Genomic DNA, 14325 nt, shown 5'->3' with positions numbered 1-14325 from the left:
CACGGTCGGTTACGGCGTTATTCGGTGGTGCCGACCACACCCTCCACGAACCAGGTCATGCCCAGCATGTCCTTGTCGGAGAGCTTGGAGCCTTCGGGCACGACGACTTCGCCCTTCTGGTTCTTGACGGGACCGGCGAAAACGTTGTCCTCGCCCGCCTTCATCTTGTCGCGGTGGGCGTTGACCATGGCCTTGACGTCCTCGGGAACCGCCGGGGACATGGCCGCGATGTCGACCACGCCATCCTTGATGGACCACCACAGGGACTCGTCGCCCTTCCAGGCGCCGTTGTACACCTGCTCGGCGATCTTGGCGTACTCCGGGCCCCAGTTCCAGACGGCGGAGGTCAGGTGCGCCTTGGGCGCGAAGGAGGACATGTCGGAGTTGTAGCCGATGGAGTAGGCGCCGGCTTCCTGGGCGGCCTCCTGGGCGGCCGGGGAGTCCTGGTGCTGGGTGATGACGTCGCAGCCGGCGTCGAGCAGGGACTTGGCGGCGTCCTTCTCCAGGGCCGGGTCATACCAGGTCTTGGTCCAGACCACGCGCACCTCGGCCTTGGGGTTCACTTCGCGCGCGCCGATGGTGAAGGCGTTGATGCCGCGAATGACTTCCGGAATCGGGTAGGCGGCCACGTAGCCGAGCTTGTCCGTCTTGGTCATGGCGCCGGCCACCAGGCCGGTCAGGTAGCGGGCCTCGTACATGCGGCCGAAGTAATTGGAGACGTTGGCCGACTTCTGGAAGCCGGAGCAATGCATGAAGGCGACGTCGGGAAATTCCTTGGCCACCTTGATCGTCGGGTCCATGTAGCCGAAGCTGGTGGTGAAGATCAGGTTGAAACCCTTGCGGGCCATGTTGCGGATGACGCGCTCGGAGTCGGCGCCCTCGGGCACGGACTCGGCAAAGGCCGTGGTGGCGTAAGGCAGGGCTTCGACGGTTTTGCGGCCCAGGTCGTGGGCGTAGGAGAAACCGGCGTCACCCACCGGCGAGACGTAGACGAAACCGACCTTGATGGTTTTGGGTTCTTCCTTGGGAGCCTCGGGGGCGGCGGCCTCCTCGGTCTTGGCCGGAGCCTCGGCCTTTTTCTCCTCGGGAGCGCCGCCACAGGCGGCCAGGGACAGCATCAACATCATGACGGCTAGTACGGAAAACAGCTTTTTCATGGTCACCTCTCCAATGCTGGTTGATATCCGATGCCCTTACCCGAGCAGGCGTCTTTGGGCAACACCCGGTCGCATGCGCGGGAACGCATCTCGTTCAAATAACAAATAAACTTTTTTGCGCCTAATCAGTGGCCGAAATGATCGGCTCCACGAACTGGGACCCCGCGTCCCAGGGGAAGAGAATCCAGGTGTCCTGGCTGACCTCGGTGATGAAGGTGTCCACCAGGGGCCTCCCCTCGGGCTTGGCGTAGACCGTGGCGAAATGCGCGCCGGGCACCATCTCGCGGACAATCTTCGCCGTCTTGCCGGTGTCCACCAGGTCGTCGATGAGCAGCCAGCCCTCGCCACCGTTCTCCACCGGCTTGAGGACGCGGGCCTCGCCCTGGTCCTTCCAGTCATAGCTGGACAGGCAAATGGTGTCGATGAGATGGATGTCCAGCTCGCGCGCGATGATGGCGGCGGGCACCAGCCCTCCGCGCGTGATGGCGAAGATTCCCTTCCAGGGCCCCTTCTCCATGAGCCTCCAGGACAGGGCCCGGCAGTCGCGCTGCAACTGCTCCCAGGAGACGGGATACATCTTGCGGTAACGGCTCTTGTCGCCCATGCGTTCTCCTTGTTTGCTTGCCCCCGTGGCCGGGGCTGAGGTGCATTACCCCTGTCCTCCCGATTAATCAAGCGGATTGCCCGCTCCGGCCAAGAGCATCTGCGCCCCGTAGAAGGCCGCGCCGAGCAGGCCGCTCTCCTCGTTGGCGTTGAGGCGGACCGGCACGCTGCGCAGGAAGTCGCCGTAAACGTGGGTGTTGTGAAATTCCTCAAGGAATTCCGGCGCGCGCACCAGCATGGGCGTCTTGGCGGCCACCCCGCCCGCGATGACCAGGCCGCCGGAGCACATCAGGGCCAGGGCCCAGTTGCGGCAGGCCCGGCCGTAGAACCGGGCGTACCAGCGGGTGGTCGGGCTCTCCGGCCCGATGCGCGCCGCGATCTCGCGAGGGGGCAGGTCCTCGCCGGTCAGGTACTTGTGCGCAAGCCTCAGGCCCAGGCCGGTGACCACGCTGTCGCCCTCGGCCCAGCGCCGGTCGGCCTCGCGCCGGTTGAACTCGGCGTACTCGGCCTCCGCCATGCCGGTGAAGGGAAAGGCCATGTGCCCGCCCTCGGACGGCAGCGCGAACCACCCCGCCCCGGTGAGCAGCAGGGCCGAATAGCCGAGGCCGGTCCCGGCCCCGATGACGCCGATGGTCCCGCCGTCGTCCGCCCTTCCCTCCTGGATGACCTCCGCGCCGTCCAGGGCGCGGGTGCGGCAGGCATAAGCCTGGGCCGCGAAATCGTTGATGAGGCAGGCCGGAGCGCCCAGGTCCGCCTCGCGCAGGTCCACCCCCCACGGCGCGTTGGGCAGGACGCGGCAGGCCACGCCGTGCTCCACGGCCCCGGCCACGGCCATGACCGAAACGTCGAATTCGCCGGGCTCGGCCCGGAACGGGCTTTGCCACAGCCGCTTGAGCAGCTCGGGGAAGCTGGCCGACCCGTGGGTTTCCAGCCAGATGGAATCGACCATTTCCAGGGCGTCGCCCCGCGCCTCGAACAGGGCGAAACGGCTGTTGGTGCCGCCGATGTCGGCGGTAAGGATCGTCGGCATGTCCCCTCCTCGCGTGAGGGGCAGACTAGCACAACCCGGCAAAAAGGAAAGGAGCCTCTCGGCTCCTTTCCTCCGTATGATCGCTCCCCGGGGGAGCTATGCCGCTTGCTTCGAATCGGAGAGAAGGGACTCGGGATCGAACCCGGCGGGCTCCACGGGCCCGTTGCGCCGGTCGATGTACTCGCGGGTGATTCGCCGCAGGGTGTCCACCTTGCCCCGGCGCTCGCTCGGGCTGAGGAAGGAGGTCAGCTTGCGCTCCAGCTTGTAGGAGTTCTGCTCCTTGCTGATGGCCACGATGCCCTCCAGGACTAGCTTCTGGTTGAGCAGCTCCGCCTTGGTGGAATAACTGATGTTCTCGGCGATGGGCGAAAAGACGAGATGGCTCAGGATCAGACCGTAGAGGGTGGAGATGAAGGCCACCGGGATGCTCTTGAGGATGATGGCCGTGTCGTTGATGCCCATGAGCAGGCCGATGAGGCCGATGACCGACCCGGCCACGCCGAAGGCCGGGGCCGTGCGCGCCAGGGTCTGGAAGAACCGCTCGCTCTCGCGGCGGCGCAGGTTGAAGAAGGACATCTCCGCGTTCAGCGTCTCGCGCATCTCCTCCTCCTTGTAGTTGTCCACCAGGAGAATCAGGGCGTTCTTCAGGAAGGTGCTGGTGGCCTCGGCTTCGGTCCGCTCCAGGGAGAGCACGCCGTCCACCTTGCTGCGCACCGAGATGTCGAGCAGGGTGTGGACGATCTCGTCCGAGGTGGCGTGCCGGGCTGTGTAGGCGTTTCGGGCCACGGTGAAGGCGTTCTTCACATGCTCCATGGGATAGCTGATGAACATGGCCGCGGCCAGGCCGGAGACGACCACCAGGAAGGCGGCCAGGTTGAGGTAGGCGGCCGCCGCCCCGGTGAGCAGGAAGCTGCCCACGAAAATCAGGAGGCTGAGGGTCACGCCGATGAGGTTCTTCTTGTTCATGTCGTCCTCCGACCTGTTCACATTTGGTTGGTTATGACGATCTCGACCCGGCGGTTGCGGGAGAGGTTGTCGGCACTGGTGCCGGGCAGCTCGGGACGGTTGGCCCCGGCCCCTGTGATGACGATCCGCTTGGGGTCGACCCCGAATTTTTCCATGAGATAACGTGCGGCGTCGGCCGCCCGGCCCGAGGACAGGGCGAACCCGTTGCCCTCCCCGGCCTCGTCGGCCGAGGCGTAGCCGATGACATGGACCGCGCCCACGCTGAGGCGCACCACATCGGCCACCTCCTGCAGATACTGGTCCGCGCCGGGCTTGAGCGCCGCCTCTCCCGCGTCGAAAAAGAGCTTGCCGCGCAGAATGACTCGCACCCGCCGCCCGCCCTCGCGCAGCACGGTCACGCCGTTGCCGCGCGAGCGGTAGACCACCTGGTTGTCGGCCATGCGGACCACATCCGAGGAGGCCGTGCCGTCCGCCCGGCTGGCGATCTGGCCGATGAGCCCGATGAGGGGGTCAAGCGTGCTGGACGCCTGGGCCTGCTCCGCGCTGCTGCGGCTGAAGAGGACCTTCACGTCCTGGTGGGTCGAGGCGTAGACGTAGAGGACCACGAAGAGCACGAACATGACCATCATCAGGTCGGCCCAGGGCACGGCCCAGTCCTGCATCCCCTGCCCGCCCTGGTCCTCGCTTCCTTCGAAGCCGAAAAGCTCTCGCGCCGTTTTTTCGCCCATGTCGCTCCCGTCCTGGTTTCGCGCATTCACGCGCACGGACAGAAGCAAGAAAGCTGCCAATCTTATATCTTATTGAATTTACAAATATATTTAACATCTGTTTTGTCAAGACGCGGAGCATGACAAAAAACCGTCGCACCGCCGCGTTGACGTCTGGATGAATTTGGTGGAGTAAACCGGGCATGACGACGAAACACACAGGTCCGTTCCGGACCGTCTCCCCCCTGGTCCTTGCCTCCGGCTCACCCCGGCGGCGCGAACTGCTGGCCGACCTCGGCCTGGAATTCGAGGTGTGCCCGAGCGCCCTGCCCGAGCCCGCTCCCCTGCCCGGGGAGCCTTCCCTGGACTACGTCCGGCGCATGGCCGAGCTCAAGACCCACGATGTGGCTGCCCTGTTCCCGGACCGGACCGTGCTCGGCGCGGACACCATCGTGGTCCTTGGCGGCGAGATCATGGGCAAACCCAAAGACCAGGCGGACGCCCTGGCAATGCTGACCCGGCTTTCGGGCATGACCCACCAGGTGGTGACGGGCTTCTGCGCCATCCTCCCCGGGGGCGAAGCCGTGACGCAGAGCGTGTGCACGGACGTGGACATGCGCGTCTCGGGCGAGGCGGAGCTGCGGAGCTACATCGCCACGGGCGAGCCCATGGACAAGGCCGGGGCCTACGCCATCCAGGGCGTCGGCACCTTCCTGGTCACGGCGATTCGCGGCTCCTACACCAACGTGGTCGGCCTTCCGGTGGCGCGGGTGCTGGAAACACTAGCATCTTGGGGTGTTATCGTACCAAGGCAAGACTAACGAATCGTATATCGGCGATATCTTCCTGACAAACTCCCCACCCAATTCCCACATGGTCGGGCGGGAGGACTCTTCCCAAAAACGGACCGGGGATGTATCCTTGAAGCCAACAGGAAGGATTTTCCATGTCTGGATGCGGGAAAATAAAATTGGTGGGGCCTTGCCCAATTGTAGCCATAGTTGGTTCACGACATGCATAAAAAAATTCTTGTGACAGGGATTATTGTAACGTGTATAGGCATTTTGTTTGGAGCCATACAACGGCTGTTTTACGGGTATATTGATGCAGATGGCTTCCTGCACGACAGCATATTCCTTCCTCTTTCCGTATTTTTTATTGGTGTCGGGATGCTTATCATGCTTGGCGCAGCTATAAAAGCTTTTCTCAGAAAATAGCGCGAGCAATAATGTGAATTGGAATATTCGCTCCGCCCGGACCGAAGATGAACCGATCATCCTTCGAATCATCCACGCCGCATTTGGCGACGAGGAAGGTCCAGAAATCTCTGTTCTTGTAAGTGATCTGCAAAAAGACCAAAGCGCTCGCCCGGCGCTTTCACTGGTGGCAACGAATGGCAGGGATATCGTTGGTCATATTTTGTTCACGGCGACGCACCTGAAGAATTTGACAACCAAGATCAAGTCTTCAATCCTTGCCCCACTTGCCGTTCATCCCGAGTATCAGAAAAAAGGAATCGGCAGCCAGCTCATAAAAACCGGATTTGAACGTCTTCAAAAGGAAGGAGTCGGCCTGGTCTTTGTTCTAGGCGATCCGGCTTACTATCAAAGGCATGGTTTCACCGCCGCCGGGCCTTATGGACTTGAAGCACCCCACCCGCTTCCCAAAGAGTATTTTAACGCCTGGATGGTAAAGGAACTACGGCCCGGCGTAATGAAAAGCGCTTACGGGGTGGTAAGCTGCGCCAATGCCCTTGGCCAGCGCAAATACTGGCTGTGACAGATGCTTTCAGGACAGCAAAGCCGGGAAATCCGAGCCTGGGCTGTCCCGCACAACCCGCATCAAGTGAATCCGGACAGTTGCTGCAGAAAAAACTGTCCACATAGCCGGTCTGCCTGTGGCCCGGGTGCTGGAGGACCCAACACCCCGGGGAATCATCATCCAGGATCAGCCGGGACCAGGACGCGACGCCTGTCCTTTCCGGTTGAAATTCTTACAAGAGCATCATTGGCCATGCTCCATTGGCGAAGGTGCAGACTCGCGGCGTTCGATTGGCGCAGGCCAATTCAACGGCACCCATCTATGCGTTGATTTCATTCGTGTTTCTGCAAGGTCATCACATCCTGGGGAAAAAGCTCCGAACCGCCGAAAGGCGCCCTACTTCTCGCTGGTGGCCAGCACGCCCGCCGCGCAAAGCAGGATCACGGCCGTGAGCCTGGTCTGGAGATGGGTCAGGCACCGGCTGCGGAGCCAGCGAAAGACGCGGGCCCCGAACAGGGCGTAGCTGACGGCGCTGCTCCCCTGGAGCACGAAGAAGGTGGCCGCCAGGATGACGAAATGCAGGGTGTAGCGGGCGGGCTCGATGAACTGCGGGAAAAGCACCGTGAAGACGAGAATGGACTTGGGGTTGGACATGCCGGTGACGTAGCCCATGAGCCATCGCTTGGCGGGCGGAGAGGGCGTCGCCTCGACCTCGACATTCGAGCCGATGCCCCGGCTGCGCCAGTTGCGGACCGCCAGCACCAGCAGATAGGCCACACCGGCCCACTTGATGGCGTTGAAGACCAGGGCCGAGCCCTGGACCACCACGCCGAGCCCCAGGTAGACGATGAGCATCTGCGTCAGGTAGGCGCATGACCCGCCCGCGATGGCGGGCAGCGTGCGCGCAAAACCATAGCGCACGCTGGACGACATGGAGAACATGGTCATGGGGCCTGGCGTGTAGGCGATGGCCGTCATGAGCAGGCAGTATGTGAACCAGGAGCCGAAAGCCATGTTGCGTTACCTCGCGAGGGATTGCGATCCGAGGGCGGCAATCGCCCCGACGGGAATCGATACGCCCCCGCGGCGCTGGAGGCAACCGGGCGAACGCTCCTATTTCTCCTCGCGCACGTCCATCCACTCCCCGCCCGTCAGGGAGCCGAGGGAGTCGGGCGTAAGCTGGAACACGGCGTGGGGCGTCCCGGCGGCGGCCCAGATAATCTCGTATTGCCGAAGGTCGCGGTCCAGGATGGTCGGCAGGGGCTTGCTGTGGGCCACGGGCGGAATGCCGCCGATGGCGAAGCCGGTCTTCTCCTTGACCATGTCCCCCTTGGCCTGGCGCAGGCTGCGCCCCATGGCCGCGCCGACCTTCCGCACATCCACACGGTTTGCCCCGGACGCCACCACAAGAATCAGCCTCCCGGTCCCCTTCTCCTCGAAGACGAGCGACTTGGCTATCTGCGCAACCGCGCAACCGATGCTGTCCGCCGCCTCCTGAGCCGTCCGGGTCGACGTACTCATTTCCTTCACCTCGAAATCATGTCCCTTTTCCGTCAGATACGCCTGCACGCGGTAAGCGCTCTGCTGCAATGGTTCCGCCATTTGACGCTCCTTTAATAATCGTAGATAATAGATAATATTTCCGCCGAAGGAATGTCAACCGCCCGATGGGCGCAGCAAAAGGAGCCGCCATGCGAACGCCAAGGACGGGCGTCAGCCAGGCCATCGCCGCCACCCTGGCCAGAGAGATCATCACCGGACGGCGAGAACCGGGCAGCCCGCTGCGCCAGGAGCGGATCGCGGCCGAATTCCAGTCCAGCCACGTCCCGGTGCGCGAGGCCCTGCTGACCTTGCAATCCGAGGGCCTGGCGGTCTACCGGCCCCGGCGCGGCGCGGTGGTCGCCCCGCTCTGCGTCGAAGACGTGGAGGACATCATGGACATGCGTGTGGAACTGGAGGCGCTGGCCCTGCGGCTGGCGGCGCGGAGCGGAACCATCAACCAAGCCGGGGCCGGGGCCGCGCTGGACCGGGCCGAGGGATCATCGGACATCGACGTGCTGGTGGAAGCCAACCGGGACTTCCATCACGCCCTGTACGCGCCTTGCGGCCGCGCGCGGCTGCTGGCGGCCATCGGGGAGCTGGGCCTGCACAGCGAGCGCTACCTTCGGACGGTCTGGCGAGAGCTGGGCTACCAGGGCAAGTCCGACGCCGGGCACCGGGAGATTCTCGCCCGGCTCAGGGCCGGGGACGCGCCGGGAGCCGAGGCCGCCCTCAGGACGCACATCCGGGACGCGGGCGAGGAACTGGCGGCCCACCTGCCCCGCTCGGCCGGGACGGAGTAGAGCCGAACGCTAGGGCCGAAGGCGCAGCCCGAGAATGGAGAGGCTGTACTCGCGGCCGTCCATCTCCGCGATGTCAGGCAGCTTGGCCCAGTCCTCGAAGCCGAAACCGCGGAAGAGGCGCATGCTCGGCCCGTTGTGCGAAAAGATGAAGCCGAGGAGGGTCTTGATGCCCAGCTCGGGCGTCAAGTCCATGGCCTCACGCAGCAGCCGCTTGCCCAGCCCTTTTCCCCTGGCCTCCGGGGCCAGGTAGATGCTGATCTCGGCGGTCCGGTCGTAGGCCGGGCGTCCGTAGAACGGCTGAAAGCTCACCCAGCCGAGGATTTCCCCCGCGTCTTCGTGCACCAGGATGGGATGCCTGCCCGGCGTATGGGCCAGGAACCAGGGCCGCCTGCTCTCCACGCTGACCGGTTCGGTGTCGGCGGTGGCCAGCCGGGTGGGCACGGTGGAATTGTATATCCCGACGATGCGGGGCAAATCTGCATCAGTGGCGTCGCGCATGGGGGAGGCTCCTTCCGCCCGGCATCCTTTCCGTCCGGGCGCGACGAAATTACCCTCGCGAAGGCCGCGACGCAAACAAAGAGTGCGCCCCCGCCCCGGATCTCACGCCATGAACCCTCTCGGAGGTGGACAAATCCGGCGACGGATTTATAATAATATCTTCCGACCGTAACCTGTAAAACGGAATCGAAGATCGACACTCCAACAAGGTTGGTAACGTTATGGATTTCAAAGACATACTCATCCGCCGCCGGGCCATCAACTTCTTCGACCCCGAACGCAACGTGGACGACGCCACCCTGCGCGAGGTCCTGGAGGAAGCGGCCAAGGCGCCCTCCAGCTTCAATCTCCAACCCTGGAAGGTCATGGTCTTTCGCAACAAGGAACGGAAAGCCGAACTGCGCAAGCTCGCCTTTGACCAGCCCAAAGTCAGCGAGGCCCCGGTTGTGCTCATGATCCTGGGCGACCGCGACGGCTGGCGGGAAGGCAACCAGACCTTCGAAGACTTCTTCGAGCACGCCATGACCCCGGACAAGCGCGAGTGGTTCGTCAACACCACCAAGGGGCTCTACGGCACGAATGAGATGGTCGGCCAGGCCTTCGCCAACAAGAACGCCGGGCTGTTCGCCATGTCCCTGATGTACGCCGCCAGCGACCTGGGGCTGCACACCCACCCCATGGACGGCTTCGACCACGACGGCATCCGCGCCGCCTTCGACATCCCGGACAACTACTGGATTCCCATGCTCATCGCCGTGGGTTACGCCAAGCCCGGCCTGGACATCCACCCCAAGGGATGGCGCCAGTCCCCGGACGACATGATCCTGCGCACCTACTAGCACGGCCCGGCCATGAAAAGGAAAACGCCGCCTCTTCGGAGTCGGCGTTTCTGTTTGCTATTCCACGCGGAAGGTCTGGAGGTAGAAATGCTCGGCCACGGGCACGGTACCAAGGGGCGTGAAGGGAAAGGCCGCCCGCAGGTCCTCCGGGGCGTAGCGCCGCCATATGGGCGGGCCGAAGCCGGTCTCGCGCTTGGCGAGCTCCACCGCCGCGAACATGCCGCCGGGACGGATCACCCGGCGCAGCTCCGCCGCCAGTCCGGGCATCCGGTCGCGCTTCAGGGAATGGATGACCGTGGACATGAACACCAGGTCCACCGACCCATCCTCGAGCGGACTGCGCTCGGTGAAGTCGCACTGGAGGGCCTCCACGTTGGCCGGGACGGTGTCCGGGAAAGTGGCCAGAAAGACGTCGATGCACAGGTCGAGGGCGTAGACCCGGCCCGTGGGCCCCACGGCCCGCGAAAAGAGCATGGACATGTAGCCGTTGCCGCAGCCCACATCCGCCACGACTTGCCCGGGCCGGAGGTCCAGCTCCCCGAGGATGCGGTCGTTGTCGAGCATGCCGTCGGAAAACCGGCGGCGGTGCGGGATTTCCTCCCCGAATTCACCATTCACTTTCATCATATCCCCCACCCGGCGACGATGCATCGGATATCGCCATTTGCCTATCCGGCCGAGTCGCTGTAATGGTCTGCGAAACAAAGAGACGTTGCGATGCGGCCTTACAACCTCGCAAGCAGTCGGTCCAAGCCGTCCGACGCGAGTCATTGATCAATACAGGCATTCCGGGCCACAGGGCAAGGAAACCGACACCCCATTCTTACGGAGCAACCGGCATGAACCGCCAATCCCCTCTCGACAAACTGGCCGTGGCCCTGGCCACCCTCGGCCCCGTGGGCCACTTTCCCAAAGCCCCCGGCACCTGGGGCTCGCTGGCGGCGGTCATCGCCGCGCCCTGGCTCTTCCTGGCCATGCCCCTGTGGTGGCGCGTCCTCGCGCTCCTGGCCATACTGGCCGTCGGCACCTGGGCCTGCGGCCGGGCCGAGGTCTTCTACGGCAAGAAGGACCCCGGCTGCGTGGTCCTGGACGAGCTCTTCGGCCAGTGGCTCGCCCTGCTCTTCTTCCCCGGCCTGCCCATCGGCTTCCTGCTTCTGGCCTTCGTCCTGTTCCGCCTTTTCGACATCTTCAAGCCATGGCCCGTGCGCTGGGCCGAGACAGCCTTTCCCGACGGCCTGGGCGTCATGATGGACGACGGCGTGGCCGGGCTCTACGCCCTGGCCTGCCTGCACCTCATCGCCATGGTCCTGTAGGGGAATCCTCCAAAACGAAGAAACGCCGCCCCCCGGAAGGGAGACGGCGTTTTTTTTGCGAATCGATCGCGCGCCCTATTGGACCACGAACTCGTCGCGGCGGTTCTCGGCCCAGGCGGTTTCGTTGTGAGCCGGGTTCACCGGGCGCTCCTCGCCGAAGCTGACGATGGACATGCGCTCCGGGGTCACGCCCAGGATGACCAGGTGCTCGTAGGCGGCCCGTGCGCGGCGCTCGCCCAGGGCAAGGTTGTATTCCTCGGTGCCCCGCTCGTCGCAGTGGCCTTCGATGACGACGCGGACGTCCGGGAAACGACGCATGATGTTGGCCTTGAGGGCCAGGGTGGAGCGCGCCTCCTGGCTCAGTTCGTAGGAGTCGAAGTCGAAGTGGATGGTGACGCTGGTCAACTCCTGCACGGCCTGGGCCTTGGCCTTCTGCTCGGCCTCCGCGGCCAGGGCGGCCTCGTCAACCGCAGGCTTCTCCTCGGGCGCGGGCGGCGTCCACTTGGACTCGTCCTTGACCTCCACCTGCGCACCCGGAGGGGTGCTGGTGGTTTTCTTCGTGGCACAGCCCCCGCTCAGGATCATGGCGAAGGCGACGACGAACAACAATACCGGATACCATTTCGATTTCATGCCCACTCCTCCGATGCGGCCGATGCCCGGCCGTTGGTATGCTTGCTCATGACGGGGTTTACCGTCCTTGTAACCTGTCCTCTTTCCCTTGAAAAATCAACCCCGCCCACGTGACAAATCACCACTGCAGCGACGTGTCCCAGGCCGGGGCGAAGGCCTGTCCCTTGCCCGTGGAGATCCTCCTCGGGGCGTCGCCGTGTCGCGTGGTCAGGTATATCTTGTATTCTCCCGACCGGTTGGAGGCGAAGGCGACGAAGTAACCGTCCGGCCCGAAGGCGGGGTATTCGTCGTTGCCGGGCCCGAAGCTCAGCTGCTTTTCGCCTCCACTTTGCAAGTCGTGGAGGAATATGCGGTGTCCGTCCGGCGTACGGTGGGTATAGGCGATGTACCGCCCGTCGGGACTGAGACAGGGATGCGTGTTGTACTTGCCGGTCATGGTCACCCGGCGGACCTCGCCGGTCTTGACGTCCATGAGGTAGACGTGCGGATTGCCCGCCCGGCCGGAAGTGAAGGCCATGAGCCGCCCCGTGCGGTCAAAGCTCGGCGAGACGTCGATGTACTGGCTGCTCGCCAGCCTCCGCTTGGGCTTGTAGGCGGCGTCCAGCTCGAAGATGTCGGTGACGCCGTCCTGGTTCAGGGCCACGGTGACCCGGTCGTCCGGGCCGAAGACCGGGCTGATGACCGTGTCGCCGAGGCCTCGGGTCATCAGGGTGATCTTGCCGGTCTTGCTGTCGAAGAGCCCCAGTTCGTGCCGCTTCTTGCCGATGTGGGTGAAGACGATGCGGCTGCCGTCCATGGACCAGGACGGGCTCAGGTTGTAGCCGCCGAGACTGGTAATCCGCTTGAGCTCCCGCCCCTGGGGCAGGACCGTGTAGATCTCCTTGGTCTTGCCATCCTGGCGGACGAAGACCAACGGAGAGTCGAAGAAGCCCTTCTTGCCGGTCAGGGCCTCCAGAAAGGCGGAGCAGAACCGGTCGGCCGCCTTGGCCAGGGTCATGGAGCCCACGTCGCGGTACTGCTTGCCCACTATGCGGCGGCCGCTGAAGGTCTCGAAGACACGGGCCTCGATGGTGTTGCCGTTCCAGCCCGTGGTCATGCACAGGTCGATGCGCGCGAGCTGCATGGGCTTGAAGTCGATGTCCGTCCGCCCCACGCCCTTGCTCGGGTCGCCGCCCAGCAGCGACGACGCGGGCACCAGCTTGAGGAAGGGGATGTAGCTCAGGTCGTTGGCCACCAGCTCCTCGAAGGCCTTGGCGGGCGCTTCGGGCAGCGCGCTCCCCTCCAGGGGCTTGGGCGGCAGCAGGACGATGTTGACCATGCGCTGGCCCGGCCCGTGGATGTCCACGGTGAGCGGCCCGGCGGCCGAGGCGGACCAGGCCGAGAAGAGCACGGCCAGACCGCACAGGGCGGGGATCAGGATGCGTTTCAAATTCGTCATTCCGAAAGTTCCTGGCTGTTGAAGTTGATGCGGATCACCCGGTCGCGCTCGACCTTGGGCCGCTCCACGTATTCGGTCTCCTTGATGGCGCGGAGCGTGGAACTGTCAAACTCGGCGTTGCCCGAGGACTCCAGCACCTTGGAGGAAAGTATCTTGCCGTCCGGGGCCAGGTCGATCTCCACCGTGGCCACCAGATTCGCCTCGCCCGCAAAGCTCGGGTAGCGCCAGTTCTTCTTGATGGCCGCACCCACGATCAGGGCGTAGACCTCCGAGAGGCCGGAACCGGTCCCCCCGGCCACGCCGCCGGCCACCCCGCCCGGCTGCCCGCCGTGGGCATAGACCTCCGCGCCCTCCTGCTTCTTGAGGGCGGCCAGCTCCCGGGCCAGGGCCTGCGTCTTGCGCTGCTCCTCCTTTCTGGCCTCGGCCTTGGCGGCAGCCAGTCCCTCGGCCAGGAGCTGCTGGGTCGTCTTCTGCGGCTTGGGCTTCGGCTTGGGCTTTTCCTTGGGCTTTTCCTTGGGTTCTTCCTTCTTGGGCGCTTCCTTTTTGACTACCTGCTTCTTCTCGACCTTCTTGGGGCTGATTTCCTTGGCCTCCGGCTCTTTGGGCTCGGGCTTGGGCTCCGGCTTGGCTTCCACCACAGGCGCGGCCTTGACCTCCACCGGGGCTTCTGCCTGGGCCTCCACCACCGGGGTGGCCGCCTCGGCGGCGGCCTGCGGCGCCGGGCTGACCACCGGCACCTCGGCCGGGGGCGGAGCCAGCGAGACCAGGTCCACAGTGTAGACGGGCCGGTCCATGTTCACGCGCACCGCCGGGCCGCCCATCCAGAACAGGGCGACGCACGCCAGCGAGGCGTGGAACAGGATGGAAATGACCAGTCCTAAACTCAGGCGCATGTCGATACCGCCCAGCCGGGCCTACTTTCCTTGTTCCTTTTCCGGCTCGGCCACGATGCCGAGGCGGTCGATGCCCGCGGCCTTGACGTCGCCCATGACCCGGACCACCAGGCCGTAGGCCACCTCCTTGTCCGCGCGCAGGAAA

At 64.4% G+C, this 14325-nt stretch carries 19 protein-coding genes; 6 read left to right on the top strand and 13 right to left on the bottom strand.

The window, feature by feature from the left end:
- Window positions 1-17: 17 nt before the first annotated feature.
- The 5 genes from PHP91_RS14945 to PHP91_RS14925 all read right to left on the bottom strand — a co-directional run bounded on the left by PHP91_RS14945 (window position 18) and on the right by PHP91_RS14925 (window position 4484).
- Entirely contained in the window at window positions 18-1157 is a 1140-nt protein-coding gene (locus PHP91_RS14945) for a BMP family ABC transporter substrate-binding protein (RefSeq protein ID WP_300142427.1), read from the bottom strand.
- A gap of 121 nt (window positions 1158-1278) precedes the next feature.
- Window positions 1279-1761 carry a xanthine phosphoribosyltransferase gene (gpt, locus tag PHP91_RS14940; RefSeq protein ID WP_300142424.1) on the bottom strand — a complete coding sequence of 161 codons (483 nt, stop codon included), beginning with the start codon at window positions 1759-1761 and terminating at the stop codon, window positions 1279-1281.
- A 63-nt stretch (window positions 1762-1824) separates the two neighbouring features.
- Window positions 1825-2790 (bottom strand): glucokinase, encoded by a 966-nt coding sequence (locus tag PHP91_RS14935; protein ID WP_300142421.1) that lies wholly within the window; start codon window positions 2788-2790, stop codon window positions 1825-1827.
- A 96-nt stretch (window positions 2791-2886) separates the two neighbouring features.
- Window positions 2887-3756, bottom strand: coding sequence for a MotA/TolQ/ExbB proton channel family protein (locus tag PHP91_RS14930; RefSeq protein WP_300142418.1), 870 nt, complete (start codon window positions 3754-3756; stop codon window positions 2887-2889).
- Window positions 3757-3773: 17 nt separating this feature from the next.
- Window positions 3774-4484, bottom strand: coding sequence for an OmpA family protein (locus PHP91_RS14925; protein ID WP_300142415.1), 711 nt, complete (start codon window positions 4482-4484; stop codon window positions 3774-3776).
- Window positions 4485-4666: 182 nt separating this feature from the next.
- On the opposite strand from PHP91_RS14925, the gene PHP91_RS14920 reads away from it, so the two are divergent.
- The 3 genes from PHP91_RS14920 (at window position 4667) to PHP91_RS14910 (ending at window position 6242) form a co-directional block, all read left to right on the top strand.
- A complete protein-coding gene (locus PHP91_RS14920) occupies window positions 4667-5284 on the top strand; it encodes a Maf family protein (RefSeq protein WP_300142412.1) in 618 nt (205 codons plus the stop codon).
- A 192-nt stretch (window positions 5285-5476) separates the two neighbouring features.
- Window positions 5477-5680 carry a DUF3955 domain-containing protein gene (locus tag PHP91_RS14915; protein ID WP_300142409.1) on the top strand — a complete coding sequence of 68 codons (204 nt, stop codon included), beginning with the start codon at window positions 5477-5479 and terminating at the stop codon, window positions 5678-5680.
- A gap of 13 nt (window positions 5681-5693) precedes the next feature.
- Window positions 5694-6242, top strand: a complete 549-nt coding sequence (locus PHP91_RS14910; protein WP_300142406.1) for an N-acetyltransferase — start codon at window positions 5694-5696, stop codon at window positions 6240-6242.
- A 378-nt stretch (window positions 6243-6620) separates the two neighbouring features.
- On the opposite strand, the gene PHP91_RS14905 is transcribed toward PHP91_RS14910, so the two are convergent.
- Both PHP91_RS14905 and PHP91_RS14900 read right to left on the bottom strand, forming a co-directional pair.
- Window positions 6621-7238, bottom strand: coding sequence for a LysE family translocator (locus tag PHP91_RS14905; RefSeq protein ID WP_300142403.1), 618 nt, complete (start codon window positions 7236-7238; stop codon window positions 6621-6623).
- A gap of 99 nt (window positions 7239-7337) precedes the next feature.
- A complete protein-coding gene (locus PHP91_RS14900) occupies window positions 7338-7745 on the bottom strand; it encodes a YbaK/EbsC family protein (protein WP_300142400.1) in 408 nt (135 codons plus the stop codon).
- Between the two features lie 170 nt (window positions 7746-7915).
- Between PHP91_RS14900 and PHP91_RS14895 the strand changes: the two genes are divergently transcribed.
- On the top strand, window positions 7916-8566 hold the full coding sequence (locus tag PHP91_RS14895) for a GntR family transcriptional regulator (RefSeq protein WP_300142397.1): 651 nt from the start codon (window positions 7916-7918) through the stop codon (window positions 8564-8566).
- Window positions 8567-8575: 9 nt separating this feature from the next.
- Here the strand turns inward: PHP91_RS14895 and PHP91_RS14890 are convergent, their stop codons facing one another.
- On the bottom strand, window positions 8576-9064 hold the full coding sequence (locus tag PHP91_RS14890) for a GNAT family N-acetyltransferase (protein WP_300142394.1): 489 nt from the start codon (window positions 9062-9064) through the stop codon (window positions 8576-8578).
- 221 nt (window positions 9065-9285) lie between these two features.
- Here PHP91_RS14890 and PHP91_RS14885 point away from each other — a divergent pair, with 221 nt between their 5' ends.
- On the top strand, window positions 9286-9903 hold the full coding sequence (locus tag PHP91_RS14885) for a nitroreductase family protein (RefSeq protein WP_300142391.1): 618 nt from the start codon (window positions 9286-9288) through the stop codon (window positions 9901-9903).
- A gap of 57 nt (window positions 9904-9960) precedes the next feature.
- On the opposite strand, the gene PHP91_RS14880 is transcribed toward PHP91_RS14885, so the two are convergent.
- On the bottom strand, window positions 9961-10530 hold the full coding sequence (locus tag PHP91_RS14880; RefSeq protein ID WP_300142388.1) for a class I SAM-dependent methyltransferase: 570 nt from the start codon (window positions 10528-10530) through the stop codon (window positions 9961-9963).
- A 212-nt stretch (window positions 10531-10742) separates the two neighbouring features.
- Here PHP91_RS14880 and PHP91_RS14875 point away from each other — a divergent pair, with 212 nt between their 5' ends.
- Window positions 10743-11216 (top strand): phosphatidylglycerophosphatase A, encoded by a 474-nt coding sequence (locus tag PHP91_RS14875; RefSeq protein WP_300142385.1) that lies wholly within the window; start codon window positions 10743-10745, stop codon window positions 11214-11216.
- 75 nt (window positions 11217-11291) lie between these two features.
- Here PHP91_RS14875 and pal read toward each other — a convergent pair whose 3' ends face one another.
- From pal to PHP91_RS14855, 4 genes are all read right to left on the bottom strand, one after another.
- Window positions 11292-11849: a peptidoglycan-associated lipoprotein Pal gene (gene pal / locus PHP91_RS14870; RefSeq protein ID WP_300142382.1), complete on the bottom strand. Its 558-nt coding sequence runs from the start codon at window positions 11847-11849 to the stop codon at window positions 11292-11294.
- A gap of 118 nt (window positions 11850-11967) precedes the next feature.
- Window positions 11968-13287: a protein tolB gene (locus PHP91_RS14865; RefSeq protein WP_300142379.1), complete on the bottom strand. Its 1320-nt coding sequence runs from the start codon at window positions 13285-13287 to the stop codon at window positions 11968-11970.
- Complete coding sequence (locus tag PHP91_RS14860) at window positions 13284-14180, bottom strand: energy transducer TonB (RefSeq protein ID WP_300142376.1); 897 nt, start codon at window positions 14178-14180, stop codon at window positions 13284-13286. The genes PHP91_RS14865 and PHP91_RS14860 overlap by 4 nt, the downstream gene beginning before the upstream one ends.
- Before the next feature lie 21 nt (window positions 14181-14201).
- The coding region (locus tag PHP91_RS14855; protein ID WP_300142430.1) for a biopolymer transporter ExbD at window positions 14202-14325 on the bottom strand (124 nt) is incomplete at its 5' end.

The sequence above is a fragment of the Pseudodesulfovibrio sp. genome, from assembly GCF_028692895.1.
In the GTDB taxonomy this organism is placed as follows: Bacteria; Desulfobacterota; Desulfovibrionia; order Desulfovibrionales; family Desulfovibrionaceae; genus Pseudodesulfovibrio.
Note: the sequence above shows the minus strand (reverse complement) of the source record. Positions and strands in the feature narration are given on the sequence as shown.